This is a genomic window from Micromonospora sp. NPDC007208 (assembly GCF_042869175.1).
Taxonomy (GTDB): Bacteria; Actinomycetota; Actinomycetes; order Mycobacteriales; family Micromonosporaceae; genus Micromonospora; species Micromonospora foliorum.
Genome location: NZ_JBIAFG010000009.1, coordinates 1 through 22,723, shown reverse-complemented (window position 1 = coordinate 22,723; position 22,723 = coordinate 1). Strand labels below are relative to the sequence as shown.

The following is a 22,723-nucleotide window of genomic DNA, read 5'->3' as shown; positions in this document are numbered from 1 at the left end:
TCACGGTGTTGAGCGACACACCGCCTGGCTAGGCTGAAGGCATGGCTGATGCGGCGGGACCGATCGAGCCGTCCGGGGTGTGGGCCACAGCAGTGGGCGTAGCCCGAGTGAGGGCAATGGAGACGGCACGCGAGCAGCCGCTGTTCCGGGACCCGCTGGCGCTGGCGTTCGCCGCGGCCGGCGGGAGAGACCCCGGGGCGCCGCCACCCCCGCGCGTGGGCGAGGCGGCGCGGCGCCGCTGGCTCGGTGTGGCCTTCTCGATCGTCATCCGGACGAAGTTCCTGGACGATCTGCTGGATCGGGCGGTCGCGTCCGGCGTCCGGCAGGTCGTGCTGCTCGGCGCCGGGATGGACAGCAGGGCCTTCCGGATGGACTGGCCTACGGGTACGCGGTTGTTCGAGGTCGACACGGCCGAACCGCTAGGCTTCAAGGCCTCAGTGCTGCGTCAGGAGCGTGCCGTTCCGCGCTGCGAGCGGATCACCGTCCCCGTCGACCTACGCGAGGACTGGCCCGGCGCCCTGGCCGCGGCCGGGCACGATTCGGCGCAGCCGACGGTGTGGATCGCCGAGGGGCTGCTGATCTATCTGCCCGAGGACGCGGTGGAGTCGCTACTCGAACGGGTCGGCGCGCTCTCCGCGGCAGGCAGCAGGATGGGCCTCACACTGGGCTCGCGCGGTGTGGTCGAACGCTTCCGCGGGGATGCCGCTTCGGGATCGGCAGCGTCGATGTGGGTCTGGGAGATGCCGGAGGACCCGGTCGGCTGGCTAGGCGGCCTCGGCTGGGAGGCGGAGACCTTCACCCTGCGTGAGCGCGCCGAGGCCTACGGGCGTCCTGTGCGTACCCCGCCGCAGCAGGACGAGGGCGTGGGCGGGCTCGTCTCGGCGGTTCGCGCCGCGCACTGAGCACGACGAAGGCCAGCCCCCGCGGATGGCGGGGGCTCGCCTTCGACTGTCCGTTCCTTCGGTCCGCTGATCCGAGGCCACACAGCAGAGGTTGTACATCAAGCTGGGCCCGGAAGCGGGGGACGGTTTGCCCCGGGCCATGCGCCGGGCGACTCCGCCGGCAGGTCGGCCTCTTCGGTCTCCGTGCGGCAAAGCTTCATGCCCCGGGCGTGAGCTCGGTGCTCTCCGTCACCATCGCCAGCGGTGCGTCGCAACTGAGCGACGCGGTGTCAGCGGCGGCCTTCGACTCCTCGACGTCACCGTAGAACGCTCGCCGGAAAGGGTGCGAGACACGGGCCGCAGCGACGGACCGACGCAAGAGAGCCGGCCGACCGCTGCGGCCCGATCGCTGACCGCCCTCGGCCGGGGGTCAGGTTGGTGCGCGTACGGAGAAATGCCTATGGCGTCACGTCGACCACGCCGACGCCGGTGTTTTGCACAGCCTGTGCCCTGGCGTTCTCCGGGCTGACCGCGTCGTAGGCGTACGGGACCGTGAAATCGGTGGTCGACCTCAGGTGCTCGTTCGGCGTGTTCACGTAGACGTTGTCCACCAGATTCCAGTACCCGGTCGTGTTGCTGGCTCTGGCATCCCGACACAAGCACACAGCCCACCAAGCGCCCGCACCCCAACGCCGGATACCTGGTGCGCGGGGTGGACGAGACGCTCGAACATGTCGCGGCCGGCCGCGGCATCTCGTTCCTAGCCCGTTCGACAGCCGTGTTCTACTCCCACCCGGAAGTCAGCTATGTGCCCGTCACAGACCTGCCGCCCGACCAGGTGTGCCTCGCGGTGGCGGCATCGCGCACCTCACCGCTGGTCAACGACTTCCTCGCCGCAGCAAAGGCGACGGCCGAGGTCACCGCAGAATGCGGGAACGATGAAATGTGGCAGCTGGCAAGCGGTGCCGCTTCACAACACGGTTGACCAGTCGACCGACAACAGCAGCACCACCAGAAAGCGCCACAGCAATGGCGAAGGCCTGAAGCGCGGGGCGGAGGCCATGTTCGCGCGCAGTGAGAATCGCTGCATGGGGCCGGCACTCGCTGCGCCGCTAGGTGCCTTTCTGCTCGCCGTCACCGTCGGCCCTGGTCGGGCCCGACCAGGGCAGCCCAACCCCGCAGCGAGCCTGGTCGCCGCCGAGCATGGCTCGCCGCCGGTCACTGGCCCCGCCGTTATCACCGGCCCGGACTTGCACGGCAGACCGGCCGATCCGATGCAGCAGGAACGAGGTGCCGCGCAGGGTATGGCAGGTGCGGAACATCCGGGGGTTCAGGTCCGACACTCGCGCCAGTGTCCGCCGCTGGTCATCACCGAACCCGTGCGCGGCCGGTCGAAAGGGTCGGCCTCCGTGGCCGGGAATCCCTCGACGGAGCAATTCGCAGACGGCGACGGCTCCTACCACCAGTTCTTGGAGGTAGCCCTCCCTCCCACCAGACAACTGACTACCCCGACTTGCCGGGTCCGGCCTGTCCGACAAAGGCACCGGGCCCCGACCGGTCGTCGGCGCACAACGTGGGTGCGGACGCCGTCGTGGCGTCAAGTTTGCGCACGAGAACTGTCCCATGTATCGCCGAGGCGCCGGTCCCTTCTCGAGGGGTAACCTGTCGGGCTGACGCCGGGATCGACGGCGAAGCTTGGAGGTCGGATGGATCACGAAGCGACGAGCCGCGCGGTGTGGGAAGCGGACCGGACGATCGCCCGGCTGTGCGCCACGAGCTACGTGCAACAGGTGTTTCCCGAAGCGGTACGCCTCTGGGGCACGGAAAGCGAGCCGACCGAACCCGACGAACTCGACGCGGTGTGGCGGATGCCGGACGACGACGGCGAGCGCCTACTCGTGGTCACCGCGCTGGCCGGCGAGTACGAGCTGCCGCGACGGCGTCTCCCGTACGGGACGACGGTGGTCGGCGGCACCCGCGACTATCTCCGCTACAGCGTCGACCGGCTCCGCGAGCATGGGCAGAACAGCCTCGCCGGGGCGATCGAACGGGAGATGTACGCCGACCGTCTGTGGTACTTCGAACTTGCCGCCGTGGTGACCGTCGTGAACGGGGAGCACCGGGTGGAGGATGTCCGGGCCCGGCAGTACGACATCAGCGACGCCGGTCTGCTGCGCGCCCTGCTGACGGCGATTCGGGCCGGCGACCGCGACGCGATCGAGAAGCTACGCCAACCGTTCGGAGAAAGCCTGCTCAAGGCTCTGGTCGACGCGTACCCCTCGCTGGACACCTGGCCGCAACGTGCTCACCTGGTGCGGGCAGTCTCCGGCCAGCACGGTCCAGTGGTCACACCGGTGATGGCAGCCATCCTTGACATCCCCGACGACGCGGGCGGATCGGGCGACCCCGACATGGCACGGGAGGTCCGGGCCATCGCGCTGAACGCGCTGGAGGCCGGCGGCTCCGTCGAGCGCTTCATGGGCTACTATGAGGACGACGAGGCCGCCGCCGCTGCGATTGCTCGGTACCGGGCGGGATAGCCCCCACGCACCCTCAAGGCATGAAGTTGCGGTGCTGCAGCGGCACGTCCGGCGCCGGTGGCGGCCGTCCTGGCCGGACAGAGCAGTCATGTCCGCCCCGGCCCGCCTACCGCCCCGCCGGACATGGCCACGTGTCGAGTTTTCAACGAACGGGACCGGCTCCACCAGCCCACCTTGTGGTCTGGCATCTGTTGTATCGGTTCAGACCTGAGCGCGGGTACGCCTGGCACAGTCGGCCGGGCGCACCCACCTGCTCGCGTCAGGCTAGAGGATGGGGCTCGCCGGTGAGAGCCGCCGGCTTCCGGAACTGGGCGGGCTGCAGCCTGGTGAAGGGGAAGATCCACTCAGGCCTGGCCGCAGTGATCACCTGCACCCAGGCACACCCTGCTCGACCATCCTGACCAGACAGACGCCCGGGGTTACGTGGTATCCCTTAGCCTCGGTGCGTGGATGGCGAACTTCTTCGCAGACTCCAGGCCGAACAGGCCCGGGCGCTGCTCGACGACGCCGACCCGCACCACGCGGTGATGCTGGCCTGCGACCTGCTGATGGCTGGCATCGACGGCGACGCCGTGGTGGCGCTTGCGGCCGAGTCAGCTCGGACCCTGCCGACGCATGACGCGAATCGGCGCCTGGCGGCGGTCATTGCCGAACTCGGACTTTCGGAGCCGGACCTGCCGACGGCGGTGGCGCTGATCGCGGCCGACACCTGCGCGCGGATCCTCGACCGCAGCATCCCCGCCGAGGTGGGAGCCCACCGTCTGTACGTGGTGGGACACGAGGGCAGCCCGCTGGACGACCTACTCCCGGCGGTCGCCGCCCTGGCCGCGCATCTCGAAGACGACCTCGGCGGGCGGGCCGACGACGACCTGCGAACCCGGCTCGCCGCGCTGGCCCGGACCATCCTGAACCGCCTGACACCTGAAAATCGGGCTTGAGGCTGCGCTGCCCGGGGGCTCGGGCGACCACCGACATGCGTGCGCCTGGTTGCCTGCTGCGCGACCCAAGCCCACGTCATCGAAGATCACCCATGGTCCCCACCGGACCTCCGTCGCGTTACGAGACATCGCGACCCGAAGGCAGAACCTCCGCTCGTCGACCAGCTCACCCGCGACCCCGACGCCTCGGTACGGCTGGCGATGGCTGCGTACCCCCAACTACCGGTGGACCGGATCATCGACCTGCTTAACGACGCCGAACTAGCCGAGTCCGCAGCGAGGAACGCGCGGACTCCGGACGGTGGTCTGGCTGGACGAGATACAGCGGTACGTTGACGGTCCGCAGCGAATGACTGCGGCGACGATTCGAAGGGGTGCCTCCTGTCCTCGGCGCGGAAAACTATTCGTTGCGAGGAACTGGGGTTTGCGCTTGAGCCGACGCGCCGGTGTTCGTCGCGGCCACGGAGGTCCGGGTAGCGGTCCGGCGGGATCGGAGGAGCTGGATTCCGATCGGTAGGACGGAGACCACGACGATGCCGATCAGGATGATCTCGATGTTGGCCTTGACGAACGCGATCTGGCCGAGGAAGTAGCCCAGGACGGTGACGCCGACTCCCCAGAGGGCCCCGCCGATGATGTTGTAGAGGAGGAACGTCCGGTAGTGCATCCGGCTGACGCCGGCGATGATCGGGGTGAACGTCCGCACGATCGGCACGAACCGGGCCAGCACCACCGAACGGGCTCCATGGCGGGCGAAGAAGTCATTGGCCCGGTGTACGTTTTCCTGTTTGAACAGGCGGGAGTTGGGTCGGCGGAACAGGCTCGGGCCGACTCGTTTGCCGAACAGGTAGCCCACCTGGTCCCCGGCGATCGCGGCGACGGCCACCAGCAGACAGAGCAGCCAGAGCGGTTGGTGCAGGTAGTGGCCGTCGGCGACGAGTAGCCCGGCGGTGAACAGCAGCGAGTCACCGGGCAGGAAGAACCCGATCAGCAGCCCTGACTCGGCGAAGACGATCGCGAGGATGCCGATCAACCCGAAGGTGGAGATCAACCACTCCGGGTCGAGGAAGCTGGGACCCGCAGCCGCCGAGGCGAGGGACGGTGACACGAAGAGACCTCCGGGAGGGTGTGGGGCAGAGCAGGCGGGCGAGAGTGCTCAGTGGTTGCTGGCGGCGGCCCGTGGACGCTGTTGGTGGGCGCGCTGATCGAGGACGCGTGCGGCAAGCGCGATTGTCAGGACAGCTGCCCCGCCGATGACCGCTCCGGCGAGGACGTCGGCTGGGTAGTGCACGCCTGCCCAGACTCGGGCGAATCCGATGACGGTGGCCAGCACCGATAGCAGTAGTCCCCAGCGCCAGGACAGGAACACCCCGACGGCGAAGGCCACCGCGAAAGCCGCCGTGGCGTGGTCGCTGGGCAGCGACCCTCCTGGGTCGTGTGGGATCAGCTGATGCACGGGATGCGTCTGAAACGGGCGGACCTCGGTACTGGCAAATGCGACCACCTGACCGGCGGCGAATGCCAGGGCCAGGGACGCCGCGACGCGGACGAGTAGCGGCCAACCACGCGAGCTCAGGCCGAGCAGCAGCGCGACCGTAGCCAGGGCGCCGAGGAGGTAGATCAGCCAGACGGCGCACCACTCCAGCACGTCGTCGAGCGGATCATGATGTCCGGCAGCTGCGTTGATGAGGTGAAACAGGTGGTAGTTCATCGGGCGTCCGATCCCGTGGCCGACCCGGCTCCCTTCGACCGGCTGAGCCCAGCCAACCTGTTCGCCACTGAGAGGACCCTGAAAGGCAAGGCCACCGGTAGTCGCACACGCCCTGGGGGTCAGTCGCTCGGGTCGCCGGCGCCGGTCAACGGCAGGCGGATCTGGATCGTCATTCCGGGGCCAGGCAGCACCCGCACCGTCCCGCCGTGTGCCGCGACGATCTCGCGGGTGATCGGCAGGCCCAAGCCGCTTCCGCCGTCGGCGCGCGTTCTGCTCTCGTCTAGCCGGACGAACCGTTCGAAGATTCGTTCCCGCTGGCCGGCCGGCACGCCCGGCCCGTCGTCGGTGACCTCCAGGGATCCCCACCCGTCCTCGGCCCGGACCCGTAGGAGCACCTCGTGGCGTGCGTGGTGGGCGGCGTTGTCAGCGAGGTTGCGCAGCGCCCGCCCGAGGTCGTGGGCGTCGCCGGTCACCCGCACCGGTGTGAGCTGGGCTCGGACGGTCAGGTCCGGTCGGCGGGCGGAGAGACGCTCCCGCTCGGTGTAGGCCAGGTCGTCGAGGTCGACGTCCTCGCGGCGCAGGGCGAGGCTGTGTTCGTCGATGCGGGCGAGGAGCAGCAGGTCGGCGATCAGCCGGCCCAGCCGCTGCGACTCGCGGCGCATCAGTCGGACCAGGTCGTCGTTCGCGCCGGGCAGGGGTGTCATGGTGAGGCGGTCGAGGCCGGCCTGCAGGGTTGCCAGAGGGCTGCGCAATTCGTGGCTGGCGTCGGCGACGAACCGCCGTTGGCTGGTCGCCGCCGTCTGCAGTCGGTCGAGCATGCCGTTCATCGTCTGCGCGAGTGCCGCCACCTCGTCGTGGGCTTGGGGCACCGGCACCCGGGCGTGCAGGTCTCGGGCGGTGATGCCCGCTACCCGACGGCGGATGGCCTCCACCGGACGCAGCGACCGGCCGACGAACAGGAACACGGCCGCGCCGATCAGCAGCAGCATCGCCGGCAACCCGATGACCAGGATCGCGGCGATCACCTCGGTGCTCTCGTGTACCGGTCGCAACGACTGGGCCACCAGCACCGTCTGAATGCCCGAGCTGGTGCCGACACCAATCGCGACCACCCGATAGGCGTCATCGTCCGCGAAGGGCAGCGTCCGCTGTTCCCGCAGCGTCTGACCGGCGGCCGGGCGAAGCCGGGACAGTGGCACGGCACCGTCGAGCGTCGGCGAGGCCGCCTGCACCGCACCCGACGGTGCCAGTACCTGCACCAGGCTCTGCTCCCCCGGGCTGGGCTTCAACGTCTGGGCGATGGCCTCGGAGTCGCCGTCAGCTACCGCTGTGGCCACCTCGGCGGCGCGTTGCCGCGCAGCCGCATCCACGGTGCGCACCAGGTTGGCGCGGGCCAGGTAGACGAAGGCGGCCGCGCCGATTCCGAAGACCACCGCCACCACCATGGTCGCGGCCAGCGCCGAACGCAGCCCCACACCCAGGCGGCGGCGTGCCCACCGGGCCGGGGCCCGCAATGAGGTGAGCATGGTGGCCATATCCGCAGCCTAGGGTCCTCAGGGCTGAGAAGGCGCTGAGCGACGGCCCGGGTCGTGCGGCTGTCCCGCCGCCTGTCTCGATCATCCGCTGCGAGCGGTCTCCGGACCGGTGTCACGCGCTCCCCGCACCGCGATGAGCACCACTGCGGCGACGAACACCACGCCGGCGCAGAGTGCGCCGCCGAGGTCGTGCGGCGGTCGAGCGGGCCACAGCCACGGCGTGGTCAGCGCCGGCCCGTGCCACTGCGTGTACAGCGCGTAGAGGGCGATCATGAGGTAGGTGGTAGGGCCGGCCCACGCCTGCGCGCCGCCGAACAGGGCAGCGCACAGCAAGCCGATGCCGACCAGCCCGACGGTGTTGCGCAGCACCCCTACCGTGCCGCCGGCCAGGTGTGCATCAGCTCCAGCGGCGGCCAGGGCACTGACGGCGGCGACGGTCAGCGCCAGCGTGGTGGCCAGCCGCAAAATCGGTAACCAGCGTCCGGTGACGCGTTCCGGCTCGCCGAGCAGACTGGTGGCGGTGACAGCGATGGCCACGGCGCACCCGGTCTCGAAGATCAGCGGCAACTGCAGCGCCCCATATGCCTCCCACTGCCACCGCAGCGCGACCCGCAGTCCGATGGCGCAGGCCGCCACCGCCGCCAGGGCCGCGGGGACGCGGCGGCTGGCCAGGTACAGGCGAGCCAGCCGCAGCGCGGCGCGGATCGCCCCGCCCGGTGCGACCGCGTGCGGGCGATGACGGGTTTCGGCCCCGGTCATGGCAGCTGCTCCAGGGTGAGCTGGCCCGCTCGCAGCGCCGCGACGTGCTCTATGAGCCAGGCGTGCCGAACGGCAGCGGGCAGCGCGGCGAGCCGCTGCGCCGCGGCGGCGGTGGGACTGCCGGGCGCGGCGGTGGAGGTGCCGAGGATTGCGTCCGTGACCGCTTGCTGTGCGGGGCTCGCGTTACGGCCGCCGCCGACGACGCTGTTCACGATGCTGTGGGGGGCGTCCACCCGAAGCTCGGCAACAAGTTCGTTGGTGGCCGTCCGCTGGGGCAGGAGCAGGTGGAACACCGGCGGCGTGCCACTCGTAGGAGGGCCAGCCCGACTGATACTGACGCGATTGTCGGGCCCCTGTTCATATCTCGCGGAGGCCTGGCTGATCCGCACCGGCGCGCCGGGCAGGCCCGCCAGCTCGGTGAGCACCGGTTCGAGGGCCTGCGTCACGGCGGGCAGGTAGTCGGCGTAGGCGGGATGCAGGCAGACCGCGATCGGGGTCTGGCTGCAGAGCGGCGTGTAGCGCAACGGGCGGTCATTGCCCGTGTTGTGCAGCAGCGGAATGGCGATCATGCCGTGGGCGTCGAGGCGGCCGGTGCCGGCCAGCGCAACCGCGGTTGCCGCCGTCAGTAGCCCGGCCGCGGTGATGGCCGCCGCGCACCGACGTAGCCGCCGGCCGCCGGCGTCGGCGGGTAGGCCGAGGGCGCCCAGCAGCGCCGCGGTCAAGCCGGCGAGGAACAGCACCTGCGCGATCGGAAGGTCGGGCAGGTAGCGGTAGAACGTCGCCACACCCGGGTCAGGCCCGATCTCCCAGGGGCCGGCCACCAACGGCGAGATCTGCCAGTACGAGTCATCGCCGTGAATGAACTGCAGGCTGATCTGCAGAGCGAGGAACACGCCGATCGCGACCAACGGGGCGGTGAACCGGCTGGGGCGGAGCACCCCGGCTGCGAACCCGAGCGCGGCGAACGCCGGCATGCTCACGACGCCCACCACGGCCGGCCACCACAACGGCCCGCCCCAGGCGCCCTGCCACGCGGTCACCCCGTACAGGACAGCCACGCAGCCCAGGTAGGCGACGATCGCCCAGCAGGTGGTCGCGCCCCAGGTCGCCAGCTGGCGCGCCCACCGCGGCCGGGCCGTACCGATCAGCAGGTCGGCCATGCCGTGGCGACGCTCCCGCCAGCCCAGCCACGCGGCGGCGCCGACCACCGTCGGCGCGAAGACCGCCAGAGCGGTCGTCTGCATGGCCATGGCCCGAACGTTCCACAACGGCGGGTAGGCCATGCTCGGCCGGTAGGTGATGAACCAGAACAGCGCGGCGACCAGCGGCAACATCCACAGCATCACGCTGCGGCGCATCTCCAGCCGCAGCAGCCCACCCGTCACGGTGAGCGCCAGGCGCGTACGACGGGCGGGTTCGTCTGACGCCGGCATCACTACTGACGCGGGGCTCACGTGCGCGCCTGCGCCAGCACCGCGCTGTATCCGCGCTCGAGAGGAGCATCGCCGGCCGCGGCGGTCCCCTCTGCGCGCGCGGTCAACTCCTCCGGCGTGCCCTGGAAGACGATCTTTCCCCGGTCCATCAGGGCGACCTGGCCGCAGGCGGCACCGACATCCTCGACGAGGTGCGTGCTGACCATGACGGTGGCGTGCTGCCCCAGGTCGCGCAGCAGAGCCCGGAACGCCACCCGCTGCTCGGGATCCAGGCCGGCGGTCGGCTCATCCAGCAGGAGTAGTTCGGGATCGTTGACGATGGCCTGCGCGATCCCCACCCGGCGCAGCATCCCACCAGAGAGCGTCCGTAGCTTCGCCGTCGCCTTGTCGCCCAAACCCACACGCTCGACCGCGGCCGCGACCGCGTGCTGCACGCGCGCCGGCGGCATCTCCTTGAGCAGCGCGAAATACTCGACGAACTCCACGACAGTGAACCGCGGGTAGTAGCCGAGTTGCTGCGGCACGTAGCCGAGCCGGCGCCGGATCTGCCGGCGCTGCCCGTACTGGCCGGGGTCGCGGCCGAGCAGCCGGATCCGACCCGAGGTCGGTGCGATCACCGTGGCCATCATCCGCAACAGCGATGTCTTCCCCGCCCCGTTCGGTCCCAACAGACCGAACACTCCGGGGCCGGTCCGCATCGTCACCCCGGCCACGGCCTCGGTGCGGCCGAAGCGCCGGGTGAGATCGCTGATCTCGACGTTCATGACGTTCCTCTCGGAATCCGGGTCGAGTAGACGACGATCGCCACACAGCAGGAGGCGAACGCCAGGTAGGCAGGCCAGAGCGTGGCTTCGGTGACCGCGAAGGTGAGCCGACCGGCGGCCGCCTGCCCGGACAGGACGGTGATCGTCCAGCCGAGCAGCCCCGCGGCCATACCCACGTTCGCCGACCGGGCGACGGTCGCGGCGGCGAGGGCCAGGGCGCACACCGCGGTCATCGGGACCAGCCAGCCGAGCGTGACCGCCGTGGCGGATCCCGAGGCGGCCGAAGCAGCCAGCCCGAGCGCCGCGTTCACACCGAACACCGCCAGCGCCCGGACCAGCAGCACCATGCGATCGCTGACCGCCATGCTGCACGACAGCTCCCACGCGGGGTCGATCCCCGGGCCGTAGGCGAAAGCGATGCCCACGGCGGCGACCGCGGGCGCAAGGAGGGCCACGTACGGCGTTCCGGTGCTCAGCGTGGCGAGCAGTCCGGCGAGCAGGACCACCGCGGTGGCGATGACCCACCCGAGCAGCAGCGACGGCGTGGTCACCAACGCCCGGGCCAGGCCCGGCGAGCGCAGCAGGTGAACCGCCAGCCGCTCCACCACCCCGGGATGGCGACGCCACACCTGCGCGGCCACCCCGACCCAGACCCGACCAAGATCGACGTCGTCCGGCCCAGGGCTCCGTTCCTCGTGCTCTCGGGCCTGGCGCGTCCCGTCACGGCTGGTCATTTGCCACCTCCATCGCGCGCCGGCTCGTGGCGCCGCAGAGCAGCGCGCATCAACCGGCGAATCTGGTACGCGCGGCTCTTCACCGTCCCCGCGGGAACACCCATCAACTCCGCCACCTCAGCCACGGATTTGTCCTCGACGTACATCAGCCGCCAGGTTTCGCGTTGCAGGCTGCCCTCCGGCCCCAACACCTTCACCGCGTCGGCAAGCTCGGCCCTGGACAGCGCCGCGTCAGCCGGGTCCGCGACGTGCCGGTCATCGGTGTCGGCCAGTGCGGAGAGCAGCAGTGCGGGTTGCCCGCGTCGGCGCAGCCACAGCGCGGCCTGGCGGCGGGCTATCCCCCACAGCCAACCGCCGGCACCCTCACGTCGGTACGTCCCGGCTCCCCGCCAGGCGGCCAGGAAGGTCTCCTGCAGGACGTCCTCCACGTCGGGAGGGGGCAGCGCCGCGCGCAGCCGAACAGCCAGCCACGGGGCGTGCCGCGAGAACAGCTCCCGCAGCGCGCTCTCGTCACCGCCAGCCATCGCAGCGATCAGATCTTCGTTGTCCATCGCCACTACTGTTGCGTTCCAGAGCGGATCGGTTCACTGCTCACACCCGCAATGTGGAAATCGAGGCCCGACACCACCCGGGGCGCTGTCACCCGCCGTCGGCGGCCAGCCGGTAGCCCATGCCCCGTTCCGTCTGGATGGCCCGCCGGCCGAACGGCTGGTCGACCTTGCGGCGCAGGTAGCCGACATACACCTCGACGATGTTCGGGTCGCCGTCGAAGTGGGCGTCCCAGACGTTGTCGATGATCTGCCGCTTGGACATCACGTCGCCGCGATGGCGCATGAGGAACTCCAGCAGCGCGAACTCCCGGGCGGTCAGCCGGATCGGTTGCCCGGCGCGGGTCACCTGCCGCCGGGCCGGGTCCACTGCCAGGTCACCGGCGGTCAGGATCACCGGTCGGGCAGGAGCGCCGCGGCGGATCAGGGCCCGCAGGCGGGCCACCAGCACCACGAACGAGAACGGTTTGATCAGGTAGTCGTCAGCCCCGAGGTCGAACGCGTCGGCCTGGTCGTACTCGCCGTCCTTGGCGGTCAGCATCAGCACCGGCGTCCACACGTCCCGCGAGCGCAGCTGGCGGCACACCTCGTAGCCGTTGAGGCCGGGCAGCATGATGTCGAGCACCACCACGTCGTACGGGTTCTCGGTGGCCGCCCACAGCCCGTCAGTCCCGTTGTGCTGCACATCGACGGCGAATCCCTCGTCAGTCAGGCCAGTGCGGATCACCTCCGCCAGGGCGGTCTCGTCCTCGACGACCAGCACGCGCACCCGCTCGTTCCTTCCCGCCCGTTGCCCCCGGCGGGCCCGGCCGAGCCCGCGTCACCTCCGATCATCGCGGGTGAAGGAGCCGGGGCAGGCCGGCTACCCCGATGGTGAGGTGCCGTCACCGGAGCAAGGCCCCGGAATCTCGGTCAGACACGTTCGCTTGGTGACGGCTGGGTGACGTCGTGGCGGTTGCCGCCGGTCAGGCTCACGGCGGTCCGGGCGGACACGATGCTCCCCGGCGGGCCGCAGCGATCACCGGCCGAGGTGTGCTGGGTCCACCGTCATCCCGCCCGGTCTGCGGGCTACCCACTACGGCCGGGCCTGCCCTCCTGCGCCCAACCCAAGGATTCCGAGCAGATGTTTGCAGAAACTGACATCACGCCATCGGGTTGACCGCGCCAGAGCCTTCCGCGGCTAACTCGCCGAACCAGCGATGATCGCGGCGGAACACCTCGCGGATCGTGAGCCCGGCCGCCGATGCCACCCCGGGGACAGCCATCGTGTCGAGCCGCGCCCACCGGAAGGGTGGCCCGAGGCGCGACCCACCGCTGGCGGCCTGGAGGGCCAGTTGGGCCTGACCGCGCCACAATCCGGGACCTGGTGGTTCGAGTTCGACGAGCACGGTGCCGCCGGGGCGCAGCAGGTCGTGGCACCGGCCGAGGAGGGTGACCGGGTCACCGCCGATGCCGATGTTCCCGTCGATCAGTAGCACGTGCGCCCAGCGCCCTTCCGCGGGCAGGGGGGCGAAGACATCTCTGTGAAGGGCGATGACGCCTCGGGCCCGGGTCAACCGGACCGCCTGCGCGGAGATGTCGACTCCGACCGCTGTCAGCCCCGCCTGGGTGAGTGCCAGGGTGAGCCGGCCGGGACCGCAGCCCAGGTCGAGCGTCGGCCCGGTGCACCGGGCGACGAGTGCTGCCACCGCTGGTTCGGCCGGACCGTGCCACCGGCGTACCGGCAGGCGGCTGCGCCAACCGTTGTCGCCGTGCACCAGCCAGTGGTCGTCGGTGCGGTGCCGCAACGCGCTGCCGAACGCCTCGGTCGGTCTGGTCCGGACGCTGCGACTCATCCTGGGACCCCGGGCGTCAGGCTGCGCTGGACCGCCGCGACCTGGCGCGCGAAGCGGCTGCCGGTACCGTGCCGCGCCAGTCGAACCTCCGGGTGCGCCGCGTCCTGGCTCCCGGACTGCCCGGACTGCCCGGACAAGCCTGTCGCGGCATGCCCGGGACGCCCGTCGGCAGACACATCGATCGACCACGCCGGCGCGTCGCCGGGAGTCGACGCAGCCACCGCCAGCGCGTCGGCCCACTCGTCGACGTCCTGAAGGAGGGGTAGCGAATCGACGCGCAAGCCCCACTCGCGCAAGGCCGCGATGGTGTGGATTCCGGTCAGTGCTGTGGACATCGGCACGGTGCGCAGCACGGCAGCGTGCCGGGGGTTGTGCAGACCCAGCGCCCACCACCCGCCGTCGACGGCGGGGCCCAGCACGGCGTCGCTCAGGCCGAGGCGGTGGACGGCCGCGTCGAGCTGCGCCGACGTCAGCTGTGGGGTGTCCATGCCGATCTGGAGCACCGGTCGACCCGGGTAGGCGTCCGCCACGTCGGCGTGGGCGTTGGCGAGACGGTCGCCGAGGTCGGTGCCGCGCTGCGGCAGGATCTGCCAGCCGGCGGTCGCCGCGGTCAGCTCGGTGGCTTCTTCGGCCTCGGCCAGCCGGCCGGAGAGGGCGAGGACCGGTGTGACGCCGGGCGTGGCGCGGACGGTGTCCAGACTGTCCAGCAGTGCTGCGGCGGCGATCCGGGCCGCCTGACGGTGGCTGACTGGTGGGCAGAGACGGGTCTTGACCGCCCCGGGCACGGGTGCCTTCGCCATCACCAGCAGGACGGTCACCGCGATCGCTCCACCGTGCGCAGGACCCCGGCGAAGTCCCGGGTCGCGCGGAGCGTGCCGCGTACCGAGCCGGAGACCTTCGACCGGGTGCCGGCGGCGCGGTGCGAGTACCGCACGTCGATTTCCCGGATCCGCCAATCCGCGCCAGAGGCACGGATGAGCAGTTCCAACGGGTATCCGAAGGCGCGGTCGGTGACGCCGAGGCCGAGCAGCGCTTCGCGGCGGGCCACCCGAATCGGGCTGAGGTCGCGCAGCGGTATGCCCCGGTGTCGTAGCAGGGCCGCGACCAGCGCGGTACCGGCTCGGGCATGCCATGGCCAGACACCGGCGGCGACGGGCCGACGACGACCGACCACCAGGTCGGCCGACCCGCTGGCCACCGGCGCGACCAGCGCCGGGAGTTCGGTGGGATCGAAGGAGCCGTCGGCGTCGAGTACACAGACCAGTGCGGAGTCGGCCGCCTCCAGACCGGTGTGTACGGCAGCACCGTAGCCTCGGCGCGGTTCGTGAACGACCCGGGCGCCGTGCCGGGCCGCGACCTCCGGTGAGCCGTCCTGGGAGCCGTTGTCCACCACTATCGCCCGGTAGCCGGGTGGCAGGGCGGTCAGGACTCCGGGTAGTGCCGCGGCTTCGTCGAGACACGGCAGTACCACGTCGATCGGTGCTGGCATATCGGAAACGCTAGGACGCCGAGCCGCCCGAGATGGGCAGAATCGGACCATCGGCATCCTTGCCGGCGTCGCTCGCTCATCGAAGGGTGATGTCCTGCCCGTTCCCGCACCAGCGGGCCCGCGATGGCCGTACCGTCCGGTCGTCATGAATGTGCTCGCGCCCCTGCGGCGGGGACCAGCAGTGCCCGCCCGACGCGTCGAGGCCGACCTGGTGGTGCTCGGCGTCGAAGTGGCGTTGGTCGCTGCTGCGGTGGCGGTGGGCCTGCTGCTCAACGCGCGTGGTGTTGGTCTGCACGCCGACGCCGCGCCGCTCTACGCCAGCTGGCGTCCGCACCTGGGCTGGGGCACTCCGGCCGCGCTACTGGTCGCCGCCGGGGTGCTCGGCTGGGGCGTCCGGTGGGCCCGGACCGCCGGTTGGGGCCGGCTGCTGGTCGCGGCCTACCTTGCGGCGGTCGGCTGGACGATGTCGTTGGCGCTGGTGGACGGATGGTCGGCCGGTTTCACCCGGCGACTTACTGCGCAGGCCGAATACCTGCACGAGGTACCCCGGGTCACCGACATCACGGCCATGCTGGCCGGCTTCAGCGCCCGGATCCTCGACTTCCAGCCGGACGCCTGGTCCACCCACACCGCCGGCCATCCACCGGGGGCGCTGCTGGTCTTCGTCGGGTTGGACCGGATCGGCCTCGGCGGTCCCACCCTGGCCGCCCTGGCATGCGTGTTGGTGGGAGCGACGGTGACCGTGTGGGTGCCGGTGACGCTGCGGGCACTCGGTGCGGGGGAAGCGGCCCGTAGTGTGCTGCCGTTTCTGGTGCTGTTGCCTGGCGCGATCTGGGTGGGAGTCTCGGCCGATGGCATCTTCGCCGGGGTGGTAGCGGCGGGGCTGGCCCTGCTGGCGGTACGCGGACTGGTCGCCGCCGCAGTCGGGGGGCTGTTGCTCGGCTTCGCCCTCTACCTGTCGTACGGCTTCGTGCTGGTCGGCATCCTGGCCCTGGCGGTAGGGCTGCTGCGGCCGCAGCAGCGGTGGCCGGCGTTGTTCGTGGCACTGGTCGGGGCCGGCACGGTCGTGGCCACGTTCACCCTGGCCGGTTTCTGGTGGCTGGACGGCTACCACCTGGTGGTTGAGCGGTATCACCAGGGCTGGGCGGCGGACCGCCCGTACGGCTACTGGGTGTGGGCGAACGTAGCGGCGCTTCTGCTCTGCGGCGGCCCGGTGCTCGGGCCCGCGCTACGCCGGACCGCGCTGGCCGCGGCCGGTCCGGCGCGGGCAGTTGCGACGCGATGGCGCGGGCCGGACCGAGCTGCGGGTCTCACCGGGCCTGACGCCCTGCGGGGAACCGGGCCCACGGTGCTGCTGCCGCTGGCCGCCGTGTTGGCGGTCGGCGCGGCTGATCTCTCCGGACTCAGCAAGGCGGAGGTGGAACGGATCTGGCTACCGTTCGTGGCATGGCTGCTGGTGGCCGCCGCTCACCTGCCGCCGCCTGCCCAGCGGGTCTGGCTGGCTGGGCAGGTGGTCACCGCCCTCGCGGTCAGTCACCTGCTCTGGACGGTGTCCTGATCCGGCGGCCGGCAGGGCGACGGTCTCAGGCGGTGAGGGCGGCCGGTTCCCGTAGCGGGTCGGTGGCGAAGGCGGCCACCCCCTCGGCGAACCCGACCCGGGCGGTGTAGCCGAGTAGCTCCGCCGCCCGCCGCGGATCGGCGACCACGTGTCGAACGTCGGCCGCCCGGCCGCCACCGGTTATCAGTGGCGCCGGCCCGGCCATCGCCTCAGCGAGGGCGACGGCCAGCTCACCGACCGTGTGCGGCTCGCCGGAGCAGACATTGACCGGCACGAGAGCCTGCGGTGGCGGAGCGGTCAACGCCAGCAGGTTGGCCCGGGCGACGTCGGTGACGTGGACGAAGTCGCGGCGCTGCCGGCCGTCCTCCAGCACCCTCGGCGGGAGGCCCGCCGCCAGTGCGGACCGGAAGATCGAGGCCACGCCGGCGTACGGGGTGTCCCGGGGCATCCGGGGACCGTAGACGTTGTGGTAGCGCAACGCCCAGACGTTTCCGCCGGTCTGCCGCGCCCAGGCGGCAGCGAGGTGTTCCTGGGCAAGTTTGGTGGCCGCGTACGTGCTTCGCGGCTCGAGTGGCGCGTTCTCGGGCACCAGCGTTGGCGACAGGGTGCCCGCGCAGTCCGGGCAGGTTGGCTCGTACCGGCCGGCGGCCAGGTCGGCGACGCTGCGAGAGGCGGGCCGTACGGTGCCGTGCGTCGCACAGACGTACCGACCCTCGCCGTAGACAACCATCGAGCTGGCCAGCACCAGCCGGCTCACACCGGCCCGGTGCATCGCGGCGAGCAGCACCACCGTGGCATAGTCGTTGTGGCTGACGTAGTCGGGGGCGTCGGACGGATCCAGCCCGTGTCCGACCATCGCCGCCTGGTGACACACCGCGTCCACGCCAGCCAGAAGCCCGTCCAGCAACCGGGCGTCCCGGACGTCACCGACCACCGGGTCGTGCCGTCGGGACCAATCCGGGAGTTCCCCGCCGTGTGCCTGGGGCAGCAACGCGTCGAGCGCCACCAGGTCGTGGCCCTCGGCGACGAGCAGGTCGGCGATCTGCGAACCGATGAAACCGGCCGCGCCGGTGAGCAGTACCCGCATCCCGGTGACCGTAGACGGCGCTCGCCCGGTGCGGGGCGGGATCGCCCGCCTGCCAGGCGATCGGTATCCCGGTATGCGCCAAATTGCGGACCCGTCGCGTCTAGCGTCCGGGGGTATGGGCGTGACGGACCGGCAGACGGGTTTCCCCCAGCGGTGGTGGCGTGCCCTGGAACGGCACCCCCCACCGGTCCCCGGTCTGGCCGGGGATCGCTGGCGCAGCCCGCTGCGCGGTCCGTGGCTCACCGCCGTCTACGGCGCCGTGCTCCTCGTCGGGCTGCCGCTGGTGATCATCACCGGGCTGCTCGACTACGCCGCCTACGGTCCACAGTTCGACCAGGCCCTCCCCCGCGAGGTGGGCTGGCTACGGCTGCCGCCGTTCGACTGGCCGACTCGGCCGTCCTGGCTGTTCCGGGTCACCCAGGGGCTGCACGTGACGCTCGGCATCATCCTGATCCCCGTGGTGCTGGGGAAGCTCTGGTCGGTGATCCCGAAGCTCTTCATCTGGCCACCGGCCCGCTCCCTGGCACAGGTGCTGGAACGGCTGTCCCTTCTGCTGCTGGTCGGCGGCATCCTCTTCGAGATCGCGACCGGCCTGCTCAACATCCAGTACGCGTACCTCTTCGGCTTCGACTTCTACACCGCGCACTACTTCGGAGCCTGGGTCTTCATCGCGGCGTTCGTGGCGCACGTGACACTGAAGCTGCCGCGGATGGTCAGCGCACTCCGATCCCGGCCGGCCGTGCGGGACCGCCGCCGACCGGGGCAGCACGAGCCGCTGCGGGCCGAGTTGCGTACCCCGTTGGCCGCGACCCGGCCCGAGCCACCCGATCCGGACGACCTGGTGGCCACCGCACCGGGCGCGCCGACGATGAGCCGACGCGGCGCGATAGCCCTGGTCGGTGGCCTGTCCCTGCTGCTCGGCGCCCTCACGATCGGGCAGACCCTCGACGGTGGCTGGCGTCGTACCGCGCTGCTGCTGCCCCGCGGACGTCAGCCCGGCACCGGACCGAACGGGTTCCCGATCAACCGCACCGCCGCCGCGGCGGGCATTCAAGGAAACGAGACCGGGCAACGGTGGCGGTTGACCGTGCGGGGCGGCAATCGCCTCGTCACCCTCGACCGCCCCCGCCTGCTGGCCATGGGCCAGCACACCGCCCGCCTGCCGATCGCCTGCGTGGAGGGGTGGTCGACGCGACAAACCTGGTCAGGCGTACGACTGCGCGACCTCGCCGCCCTGGTCGGTGTGGACGATCCGGCGTCGGCGCAGGTGCGGTCACTGGAGAAAGCCGGGTTGTTCAACCAGGCGATCCTCCAGGCAAACCAGGTGCTCGACGCCGACTCCCTGCTCGCTCTGCGGGTCAACGGTGCCGATCTCTCGGTCGACCACGGCTTCCCGGCCCGGGTGATCGTCCCCGCCCTGCCCGGCGTGCACTGCACGAAATGGGTCGCCGAGATCACCTTCCGGACCGGTGCCGATGACTAGACCCATCCTCCGATTCCAAGCGGCCTACGGATCGTCCCCGCAGCACCTGATCGTCATGATCGCCTGCTTCACCCTCACCGGTTGGATCGCGCTCCGAATCGCCGAGGAGGCCACAGCTGGCCGAATGCTGCTCTGGTTCGTCGGGGCGGCCGTCGCCCACGACCTCATCCTCTTCCCGATCTACGCGTCGGCCGACCGGGTGCTGCGCGGGGCGCTCGGTCGCCTCGGCCACGCCGGTACGGATGGGCAGTGGCCCGCCGCACGCCACTCGATGCCGGGCCGCGCCGGGCAGGCGCCGTCCCGGCCCTCACCGCTGAACCACATCCGGGTGCCGGCACTCGCCACCGGACTGCTGTTCCTGGTGTACCTCCCCGGCATCCTGCGGCAGGGCCGGGAGACCTATCTCGCGGCCACAGGTCAGAACCAGCATCCGTACCTTGTCCGGTGGCTGGCAATCACCGCCACGCTGTTCCTGGTCAGCGGCGCCTGGTACCTGGTGCGACGAATCCGCTGGCGACGGTTCGACGGTACGGCGCGTTGAACGGGTGATTCCCTGTCGCCGTCCCCAGGAAGGCACGAGCATGACGAGGTACACGGAGCTGCCCCAGGCCGAGGTGGGGGTGATCGGTGGCAGTGGCCTCTACCAACTGGTGGCCGGTGGCACGACGGTCGAGGTCTCCACACCGTACGGCCGGCCGTCGGATCCGGTCACCGTCGGCCAGGTCGGTGGTCGCACGGTCGCGTTCCTGCCGCGGCACGGCGCCGACCACCGGTTCCCCCCGCACCGCATCAACTACCGGGCCAACCTCTGGGCGCTGCGCGCGCTCGGGGTACGCCAGATCCTCGCACCCTGCGCCGTCGGCTCGCTCACCACGGAACTGGCCCCCGGGGCGCTCGTCCTCCCCGACCAGATGGTCGACCGGACCAACGGACGGGCCTGCACCTACTTCGACGACGGTGCGGTCCACACGTCGTTCGCCGACCCGTACTGCCCGAACGGGCGCACAACCGTCGCCGCCGCCGCCCGCGAGATCGGGTTCGAACCCGTCGTCGGCGCCACGATGGTGGTGGTGGAAGGGCCGCGCTTCTCCACCCGGGCGGAGTCACAGTGGTACGCCCACCAGGGCTGGCAGTTGATCAACATGACCGGACACCCAGAAGCGATCCTCGCCCGTGAGCTGGAGCTGTGCTACACCCCCATCGCCCTGGTCACCGACCTTGACGCCGGAGTCGACGCGGCCGACGCGGTCAGCCACGCAGAGGTGCTACGCATCTTCGCCGCGAACGTCGAGCGACTACGCGAGGTGCTCTACCAGGCGGTTCCGGCGCTGCCGTCCGACCCGTCCACCTGTGCCTGCGGGCGAGGCCACGAGGGCGTCCCACTCCCGATCGCCCTGCCCTGACACGTGGAAATGGTCGGGATCACCTCGGCCGCGGTGAAGAATCCGTTGCGGCCTGGTGTTGCGACGCGAGCACCCTGCCGTTCATCTTCCCGCACAGGCGGATACGCGAGCCCGTTGACCTCCGCGGGCTGCCTGGCCACGATCATTCTTACCACCACCGCGTACGCCGACAGACCGCAACCGAATCGCCCACCCGTCAGCCCCGCGTGCGACGCTCAAGCTCCGTGACCAACGGGCCACGCCGCGTGGCCCCGGACACTACCGCCAAAGCCCGCTCATTTCCTGGCATGACAGCACACCCCCCAACCCCCCACCCTTTGTGCCCGGAGGAACGCAGACCATGGACCACGCATCTCAGCTCATCCAGGAGCGGAGTGCCCCGCCGGCCACGCTGGTGATCTTCGGCGCCTCCGGTGACCTGACCCGGCGTAAGCTGCTGCCCGCGATCGAGAGCCTGGCTCGGCACGAGCGGCTCCCGGACCAGTTCGCGCTGGTCGGCGTCGCGCGCACGTCGATGACCGACGAGCAGTTCGCTGAGAGCGCCTTAGGCGAACGCACCCTCGCCAGCAAGCGCCAGCTCCAGGGCGGCGTGCGTTACGTGTCCGGCGGCTACGACGACCCGGAGACCTACAAGCAGCTCGTGGAGACCCTCGACGAGCTGGACGCACAGCGGGGCACCTCCGGCAACCGGCTCTTCTACCTGTCCACCCCGGCCGGGGCCTTCGAGCCGGTGATCAACGGACTGGCCGGTGTCGGGCTCAACCAGCCACGCGAAGGCTCCTTCTCCCGCCTGGTCATCGAGAAGCCGTACGGGCGCGACCTGGTCACGGCCCGCGAGCTCGACGGCGTGGTGCACAGCGCGTTCGACGAGCACCAGATCTTTCGTATCGATCACTACCTGGGCAAGGACACCGTCCAGAACGTGCTGGCGCTGCGCTTCGCGAACTCGATCTTCCAACCCATCTGGGATCGCTCCTGGGTGGACCACGTGCAGATCACCGTCGCCGAGACTCTCGGCGTCGGCAGCCGCGGCGGCTTCTACGAGGACGCCGGCGCGATGCGGGACATCGTGCAGAACCACGTGCTCCAGGTCCTCGCGCTGGCGCTGATGGAGCCACCGGCCTCATTCGAGGCCGAGGGCCTGCGCAACGAGAAGGTGAAGCTGCTGCAGGCGATCCGGCTCCCCACCGACCGGGACATCGCCGAGGCCGCGGTCCGGGGACAGTACACCCGGGGCGGCACCCGCGAGGATCTGATGGCAGGCTACCGCGAGGAGGCCGGCGTCGACCCCCTGTCGCGGACCGAGACCTACGCCGCGATGCGGCTCAACGTCGACAACTGGCGCTGGGCCGGGGTGCCGTTCTACGTCCGCACCGGCAAGCGCCTGCCGGCCCGGCTCACCGAGGTGGCACTGCAGTTCCAGCGGCCGCCGCACCTGCCGATCCCGAACGACCAGCTCACCGGCCTCGATGCTGACGCGCTGATCCTGCGGATCCAGCCGAACGAGGGCATCTCGCTGCGCTTCGGTGCCAAAGTGCCGGGCCACTCCTTCCGGGTCCGCACCGCCACCATGGAGTTCTCCTACGACCAGACGTTCGTCGAGGAGTCCCCGGAGGCGTACGAGCGTCTGCTCCTGGACGCGCTGATCGGTGACGCGTCGCTGTTCATCCGCAGCGACGAGGTGCAGCAGTGCTGGCGAATCGTCGACCCGATCATCGACCACTGGGAGAAGGACAAGTCCCCTCTCCCCACCTACGAGGCCGCCTCCTGGGGCCCGACCGACGCCGACCGGCTCATCGGCCGGCACGGCCGCAGGTGGCGCAACTCCGCGTGACCCTGCCACAACGAGTGTGACCACGCTGCTGAGCCCGATCACTTGGTCGCACCATCGACGCGGCGCGGGGGGGGGGGGGGGGGGGGCCCACCCCCCCCCCCCCCCCCCCCCCCCCCCCCCCCGGCGCGGGGGGGGGGCGGGCCCCCGGGGCGCCCCCCCCGCCCCCCCCCCCCCCCCCCCCCGCCGCCCGC

Annotated in this window: 22 protein-coding genes and 2 pseudogenes; 9 read left to right on the top strand and 15 right to left on the bottom strand. The window is 71.0% G+C overall.

The features are described 5' to 3' along the window. Positions 1-41 precede the first annotated feature (41 nt). The gene (locus ACFYL6_RS19075) at positions 42-902 is read left to right on the top strand and encodes a class I SAM-dependent methyltransferase (protein ID WP_387172735.1); all 861 of its coding nucleotides are present in this window, start codon (positions 42-44) and stop codon (positions 900-902) included. Positions 903-1,339: 437 nt separating this feature from the next. Here ACFYL6_RS19075 and ACFYL6_RS19070 read toward each other — a convergent pair whose 3' ends face one another. Continuing rightward, positions 1,340-1,492: a hypothetical protein gene (locus ACFYL6_RS19070; RefSeq protein ID WP_387172733.1), complete on the bottom strand. Its 153-nt coding sequence runs from the start codon at positions 1,490-1,492 to the stop codon at positions 1,340-1,342. 29 nt (positions 1,493-1,521) lie between these two features. Here ACFYL6_RS19070 and ACFYL6_RS19065 point away from each other — a divergent pair. Further along, positions 1,522-1,866, top strand: a pseudogene (locus tag ACFYL6_RS19065) (LysR substrate-binding domain-containing protein); the annotation flags it as partial. Positions 1,867-1,993: 127 nt separating this feature from the next. Here the strand turns inward: ACFYL6_RS19065 and ACFYL6_RS19060 are convergent. Continuing rightward, a complete protein-coding gene (locus ACFYL6_RS19060; RefSeq protein ID WP_387172731.1) occupies positions 1,994-2,224 on the bottom strand; it encodes a hypothetical protein in 231 nt (76 codons plus the stop codon). A 363-nt stretch (positions 2,225-2,587) separates the two neighbouring features. Here ACFYL6_RS19060 and ACFYL6_RS19055 point away from each other — a divergent pair, with 363 nt between their 5' ends. Both ACFYL6_RS19055 and ACFYL6_RS19050 read left to right on the top strand, forming a co-directional pair. Continuing rightward, positions 2,588-3,421 carry a hypothetical protein gene (locus ACFYL6_RS19055; RefSeq protein WP_387172729.1) on the top strand — a complete coding sequence of 278 codons (834 nt, stop codon included), beginning with the start codon at positions 2,588-2,590 and terminating at the stop codon, positions 3,419-3,421. A gap of 446 nt (positions 3,422-3,867) precedes the next feature. Beyond that, positions 3,868-4,359 (top strand): hypothetical protein, encoded by a 492-nt coding sequence (locus ACFYL6_RS19050; RefSeq protein WP_387172727.1) that lies wholly within the window; start codon positions 3,868-3,870, stop codon positions 4,357-4,359. A gap of 400 nt (positions 4,360-4,759) precedes the next feature. Here the strand turns inward: ACFYL6_RS19050 and ACFYL6_RS19045 are convergent, their stop codons facing one another. From ACFYL6_RS19045 to ACFYL6_RS18990, 12 genes and pseudogenes are all read right to left on the bottom strand, one after another. Further along, positions 4,760-5,467: a DedA family protein gene (locus tag ACFYL6_RS19045; RefSeq protein WP_387172725.1), complete on the bottom strand. Its 708-nt coding sequence runs from the start codon at positions 5,465-5,467 to the stop codon at positions 4,760-4,762. Positions 5,468-5,515: 48 nt separating this feature from the next. Next, entirely contained in the window at positions 5,516-6,070 is a 555-nt protein-coding gene (locus tag ACFYL6_RS19040; RefSeq protein WP_387172723.1) for a phosphatase PAP2 family protein, read from the bottom strand. A 119-nt stretch (positions 6,071-6,189) separates the two neighbouring features. Then, the gene (locus tag ACFYL6_RS19035; RefSeq protein ID WP_387172721.1) at positions 6,190-7,605 is read right to left on the bottom strand and encodes a sensor histidine kinase; all 1,416 of its coding nucleotides are present in this window, start codon (positions 7,603-7,605) and stop codon (positions 6,190-6,192) included. 81 nt (positions 7,606-7,686) lie between these two features. Further along, positions 7,687-8,364, bottom strand: a complete 678-nt coding sequence (locus ACFYL6_RS19030) for a hypothetical protein (RefSeq protein WP_387172719.1) — start codon at positions 8,362-8,364, stop codon at positions 7,687-7,689. Continuing rightward, entirely contained in the window at positions 8,361-9,797 is a 1,437-nt protein-coding gene (locus ACFYL6_RS19025) for a hypothetical protein (RefSeq protein ID WP_387172717.1), read from the bottom strand. Before ACFYL6_RS19025 ends, ACFYL6_RS19030 begins: the two co-directional genes overlap by 4 nt. Before the next feature lie 17 nt (positions 9,798-9,814). Next, positions 9,815-10,561 carry an ABC transporter ATP-binding protein gene (locus tag ACFYL6_RS19020; RefSeq protein ID WP_387172715.1) on the bottom strand — a complete coding sequence of 249 codons (747 nt, stop codon included), beginning with the start codon at positions 10,559-10,561 and terminating at the stop codon, positions 9,815-9,817. Further along, entirely contained in the window at positions 10,558-11,295 is a 738-nt protein-coding gene (locus tag ACFYL6_RS19015) for a hypothetical protein (RefSeq protein ID WP_387172713.1), read from the bottom strand. Before ACFYL6_RS19015 ends, ACFYL6_RS19020 begins: the two co-directional genes overlap by 4 nt. Next, the gene (locus tag ACFYL6_RS19010) at positions 11,292-11,846 is read right to left on the bottom strand and encodes an RNA polymerase sigma factor (RefSeq protein ID WP_387172711.1); all 555 of its coding nucleotides are present in this window, start codon (positions 11,844-11,846) and stop codon (positions 11,292-11,294) included. The genes ACFYL6_RS19015 and ACFYL6_RS19010 overlap by 4 nt, the downstream gene beginning before the upstream one ends. Before the next feature lie 88 nt (positions 11,847-11,934). Continuing rightward, positions 11,935-12,612 (bottom strand): response regulator transcription factor, encoded by a 678-nt coding sequence (locus ACFYL6_RS19005; RefSeq protein WP_387172709.1) that lies wholly within the window; start codon positions 12,610-12,612, stop codon positions 11,935-11,937. Positions 12,613-12,985: 373 nt separating this feature from the next. Then, the gene (locus ACFYL6_RS19000; RefSeq protein ID WP_387172707.1) at positions 12,986-13,678 is read right to left on the bottom strand and encodes a class I SAM-dependent DNA methyltransferase; all 693 of its coding nucleotides are present in this window, start codon (positions 13,676-13,678) and stop codon (positions 12,986-12,988) included. Positions 13,679-13,881: 203 nt separating this feature from the next. Further along, positions 13,882-14,496 (bottom strand): annotated as a pseudogene (locus tag ACFYL6_RS18995) (TIGR04282 family arsenosugar biosynthesis glycosyltransferase); the annotation flags it as partial. Continuing rightward, positions 14,493-15,167: a glycosyltransferase family 2 protein gene (locus tag ACFYL6_RS18990; protein ID WP_387172705.1), complete on the bottom strand. Its 675-nt coding sequence runs from the start codon at positions 15,165-15,167 to the stop codon at positions 14,493-14,495. The pseudogene ACFYL6_RS18995 and the gene ACFYL6_RS18990, both read right to left, overlap by 4 nt. Before the next feature lie 145 nt (positions 15,168-15,312). On the opposite strand from ACFYL6_RS18990, the gene ACFYL6_RS18985 reads away from it, so the two are divergent. Beyond that, entirely contained in the window at positions 15,313-16,725 is a 1,413-nt protein-coding gene (locus ACFYL6_RS18985) for a hypothetical protein (protein ID WP_387172703.1), read from the top strand. A gap of 25 nt (positions 16,726-16,750) precedes the next feature. On the opposite strand, the gene ACFYL6_RS18980 is transcribed toward ACFYL6_RS18985, so the two are convergent. Next, a complete protein-coding gene (locus ACFYL6_RS18980; RefSeq protein WP_387172701.1) occupies positions 16,751-17,812 on the bottom strand; it encodes an NAD-dependent epimerase/dehydratase family protein in 1,062 nt (353 codons plus the stop codon). Between the two features lie 115 nt (positions 17,813-17,927). Here ACFYL6_RS18980 and ACFYL6_RS18975 point away from each other — a divergent pair, with 115 nt between their 5' ends. The 4 genes from ACFYL6_RS18975 (at position 17,928) to zwf (ending at position 22,532) form a co-directional block, all read left to right on the top strand. Further along, positions 17,928-19,295, top strand: a complete 1,368-nt coding sequence (locus ACFYL6_RS18975; protein ID WP_387172699.1) for a molybdopterin-dependent oxidoreductase — start codon at positions 17,928-17,930, stop codon at positions 19,293-19,295. After that, a complete protein-coding gene (locus ACFYL6_RS18970; protein ID WP_387172697.1) occupies positions 19,288-19,836 on the top strand; it encodes a hypothetical protein in 549 nt (182 codons plus the stop codon). Before ACFYL6_RS18975 ends, ACFYL6_RS18970 begins: the two co-directional genes overlap by 8 nt. A 40-nt stretch (positions 19,837-19,876) precedes the next feature. Continuing rightward, a complete protein-coding gene (locus tag ACFYL6_RS18965) occupies positions 19,877-20,698 on the top strand; it encodes an S-methyl-5'-thioadenosine phosphorylase (RefSeq protein ID WP_387172694.1) in 822 nt (273 codons plus the stop codon). A 340-nt stretch (positions 20,699-21,038) separates the two neighbouring features. Continuing rightward, positions 21,039-22,532: a glucose-6-phosphate dehydrogenase gene (gene zwf / locus ACFYL6_RS18960; RefSeq protein WP_387172692.1), complete on the top strand. Its 1,494-nt coding sequence runs from the start codon at positions 21,039-21,041 to the stop codon at positions 22,530-22,532. Positions 22,533-22,723: the final 191 nt, after the last annotated feature.

Bases quoted from the DNA above. Each gene is read 5' to 3' on its own strand.
- ACFYL6_RS19075 (WP_387172735.1), top strand. From the start codon at position 42: ATGGCTGATGCGGCGGGACCGATCGAGCCGTCCGGGGTGTGGGCCACA.
- ACFYL6_RS19055 (WP_387172729.1), top strand. From the start codon at position 2,588: ATGGATCACGAAGCGACGAGCCGCGCGGTGTGGGAAGCGGACCGGACG.
- ACFYL6_RS19040 (WP_387172723.1), bottom strand. From the start codon at position 6,070: ATGAACTACCACCTGTTTCACCTCATCAACGCAGCTGCCGGACATCAT.
- ACFYL6_RS19035 (WP_387172721.1), bottom strand. From the start codon at position 7,605: ATGGCCACCATGCTCACCTCATTGCGGGCCCCGGCCCGGTGGGCACGC.
- ACFYL6_RS19030 (WP_387172719.1), bottom strand. From the start codon at position 8,364: ATGACCGGGGCCGAAACCCGTCATCGCCCGCACGCGGTCGCACCGGGC.
- ACFYL6_RS19025 (WP_387172717.1), bottom strand. From the start codon at position 9,797: ATGCCGGCGTCAGACGAACCCGCCCGTCGTACGCGCCTGGCGCTCACC.
- ACFYL6_RS19020 (WP_387172715.1), bottom strand. From the start codon at position 10,561: ATGAACGTCGAGATCAGCGATCTCACCCGGCGCTTCGGCCGCACCGAG.
- ACFYL6_RS19015 (WP_387172713.1), bottom strand. From the start codon at position 11,295: ATGACCAGCCGTGACGGGACGCGCCAGGCCCGAGAGCACGAGGAACGG.
- ACFYL6_RS19010 (WP_387172711.1), bottom strand. From the start codon at position 11,846: ATGGACAACGAAGATCTGATCGCTGCGATGGCTGGCGGTGACGAGAGC.
- ACFYL6_RS19000 (WP_387172707.1), bottom strand. From the start codon at position 13,678: ATGAGTCGCAGCGTCCGGACCAGACCGACCGAGGCGTTCGGCAGCGCG.
- ACFYL6_RS18990 (WP_387172705.1), bottom strand. From the start codon at position 15,167: ATGCCAGCACCGATCGACGTGGTACTGCCGTGTCTCGACGAAGCCGCG.
- ACFYL6_RS18985 (WP_387172703.1), top strand. From the start codon at position 15,313: ATGAATGTGCTCGCGCCCCTGCGGCGGGGACCAGCAGTGCCCGCCCGA.
- ACFYL6_RS18980 (WP_387172701.1), bottom strand. From the start codon at position 17,812: ATGCGGGTACTGCTCACCGGCGCGGCCGGTTTCATCGGTTCGCAGATC.
- ACFYL6_RS18975 (WP_387172699.1), top strand. From the start codon at position 17,928: ATGGGCGTGACGGACCGGCAGACGGGTTTCCCCCAGCGGTGGTGGCGT.
- ACFYL6_RS18970 (WP_387172697.1), top strand. From the start codon at position 19,288: ATGACTAGACCCATCCTCCGATTCCAAGCGGCCTACGGATCGTCCCCG.
- ACFYL6_RS18965 (WP_387172694.1), top strand. From the start codon at position 19,877: ATGACGAGGTACACGGAGCTGCCCCAGGCCGAGGTGGGGGTGATCGGT.
- zwf (WP_387172692.1), top strand. From the start codon at position 21,039: ATGGACCACGCATCTCAGCTCATCCAGGAGCGGAGTGCCCCGCCGGCC.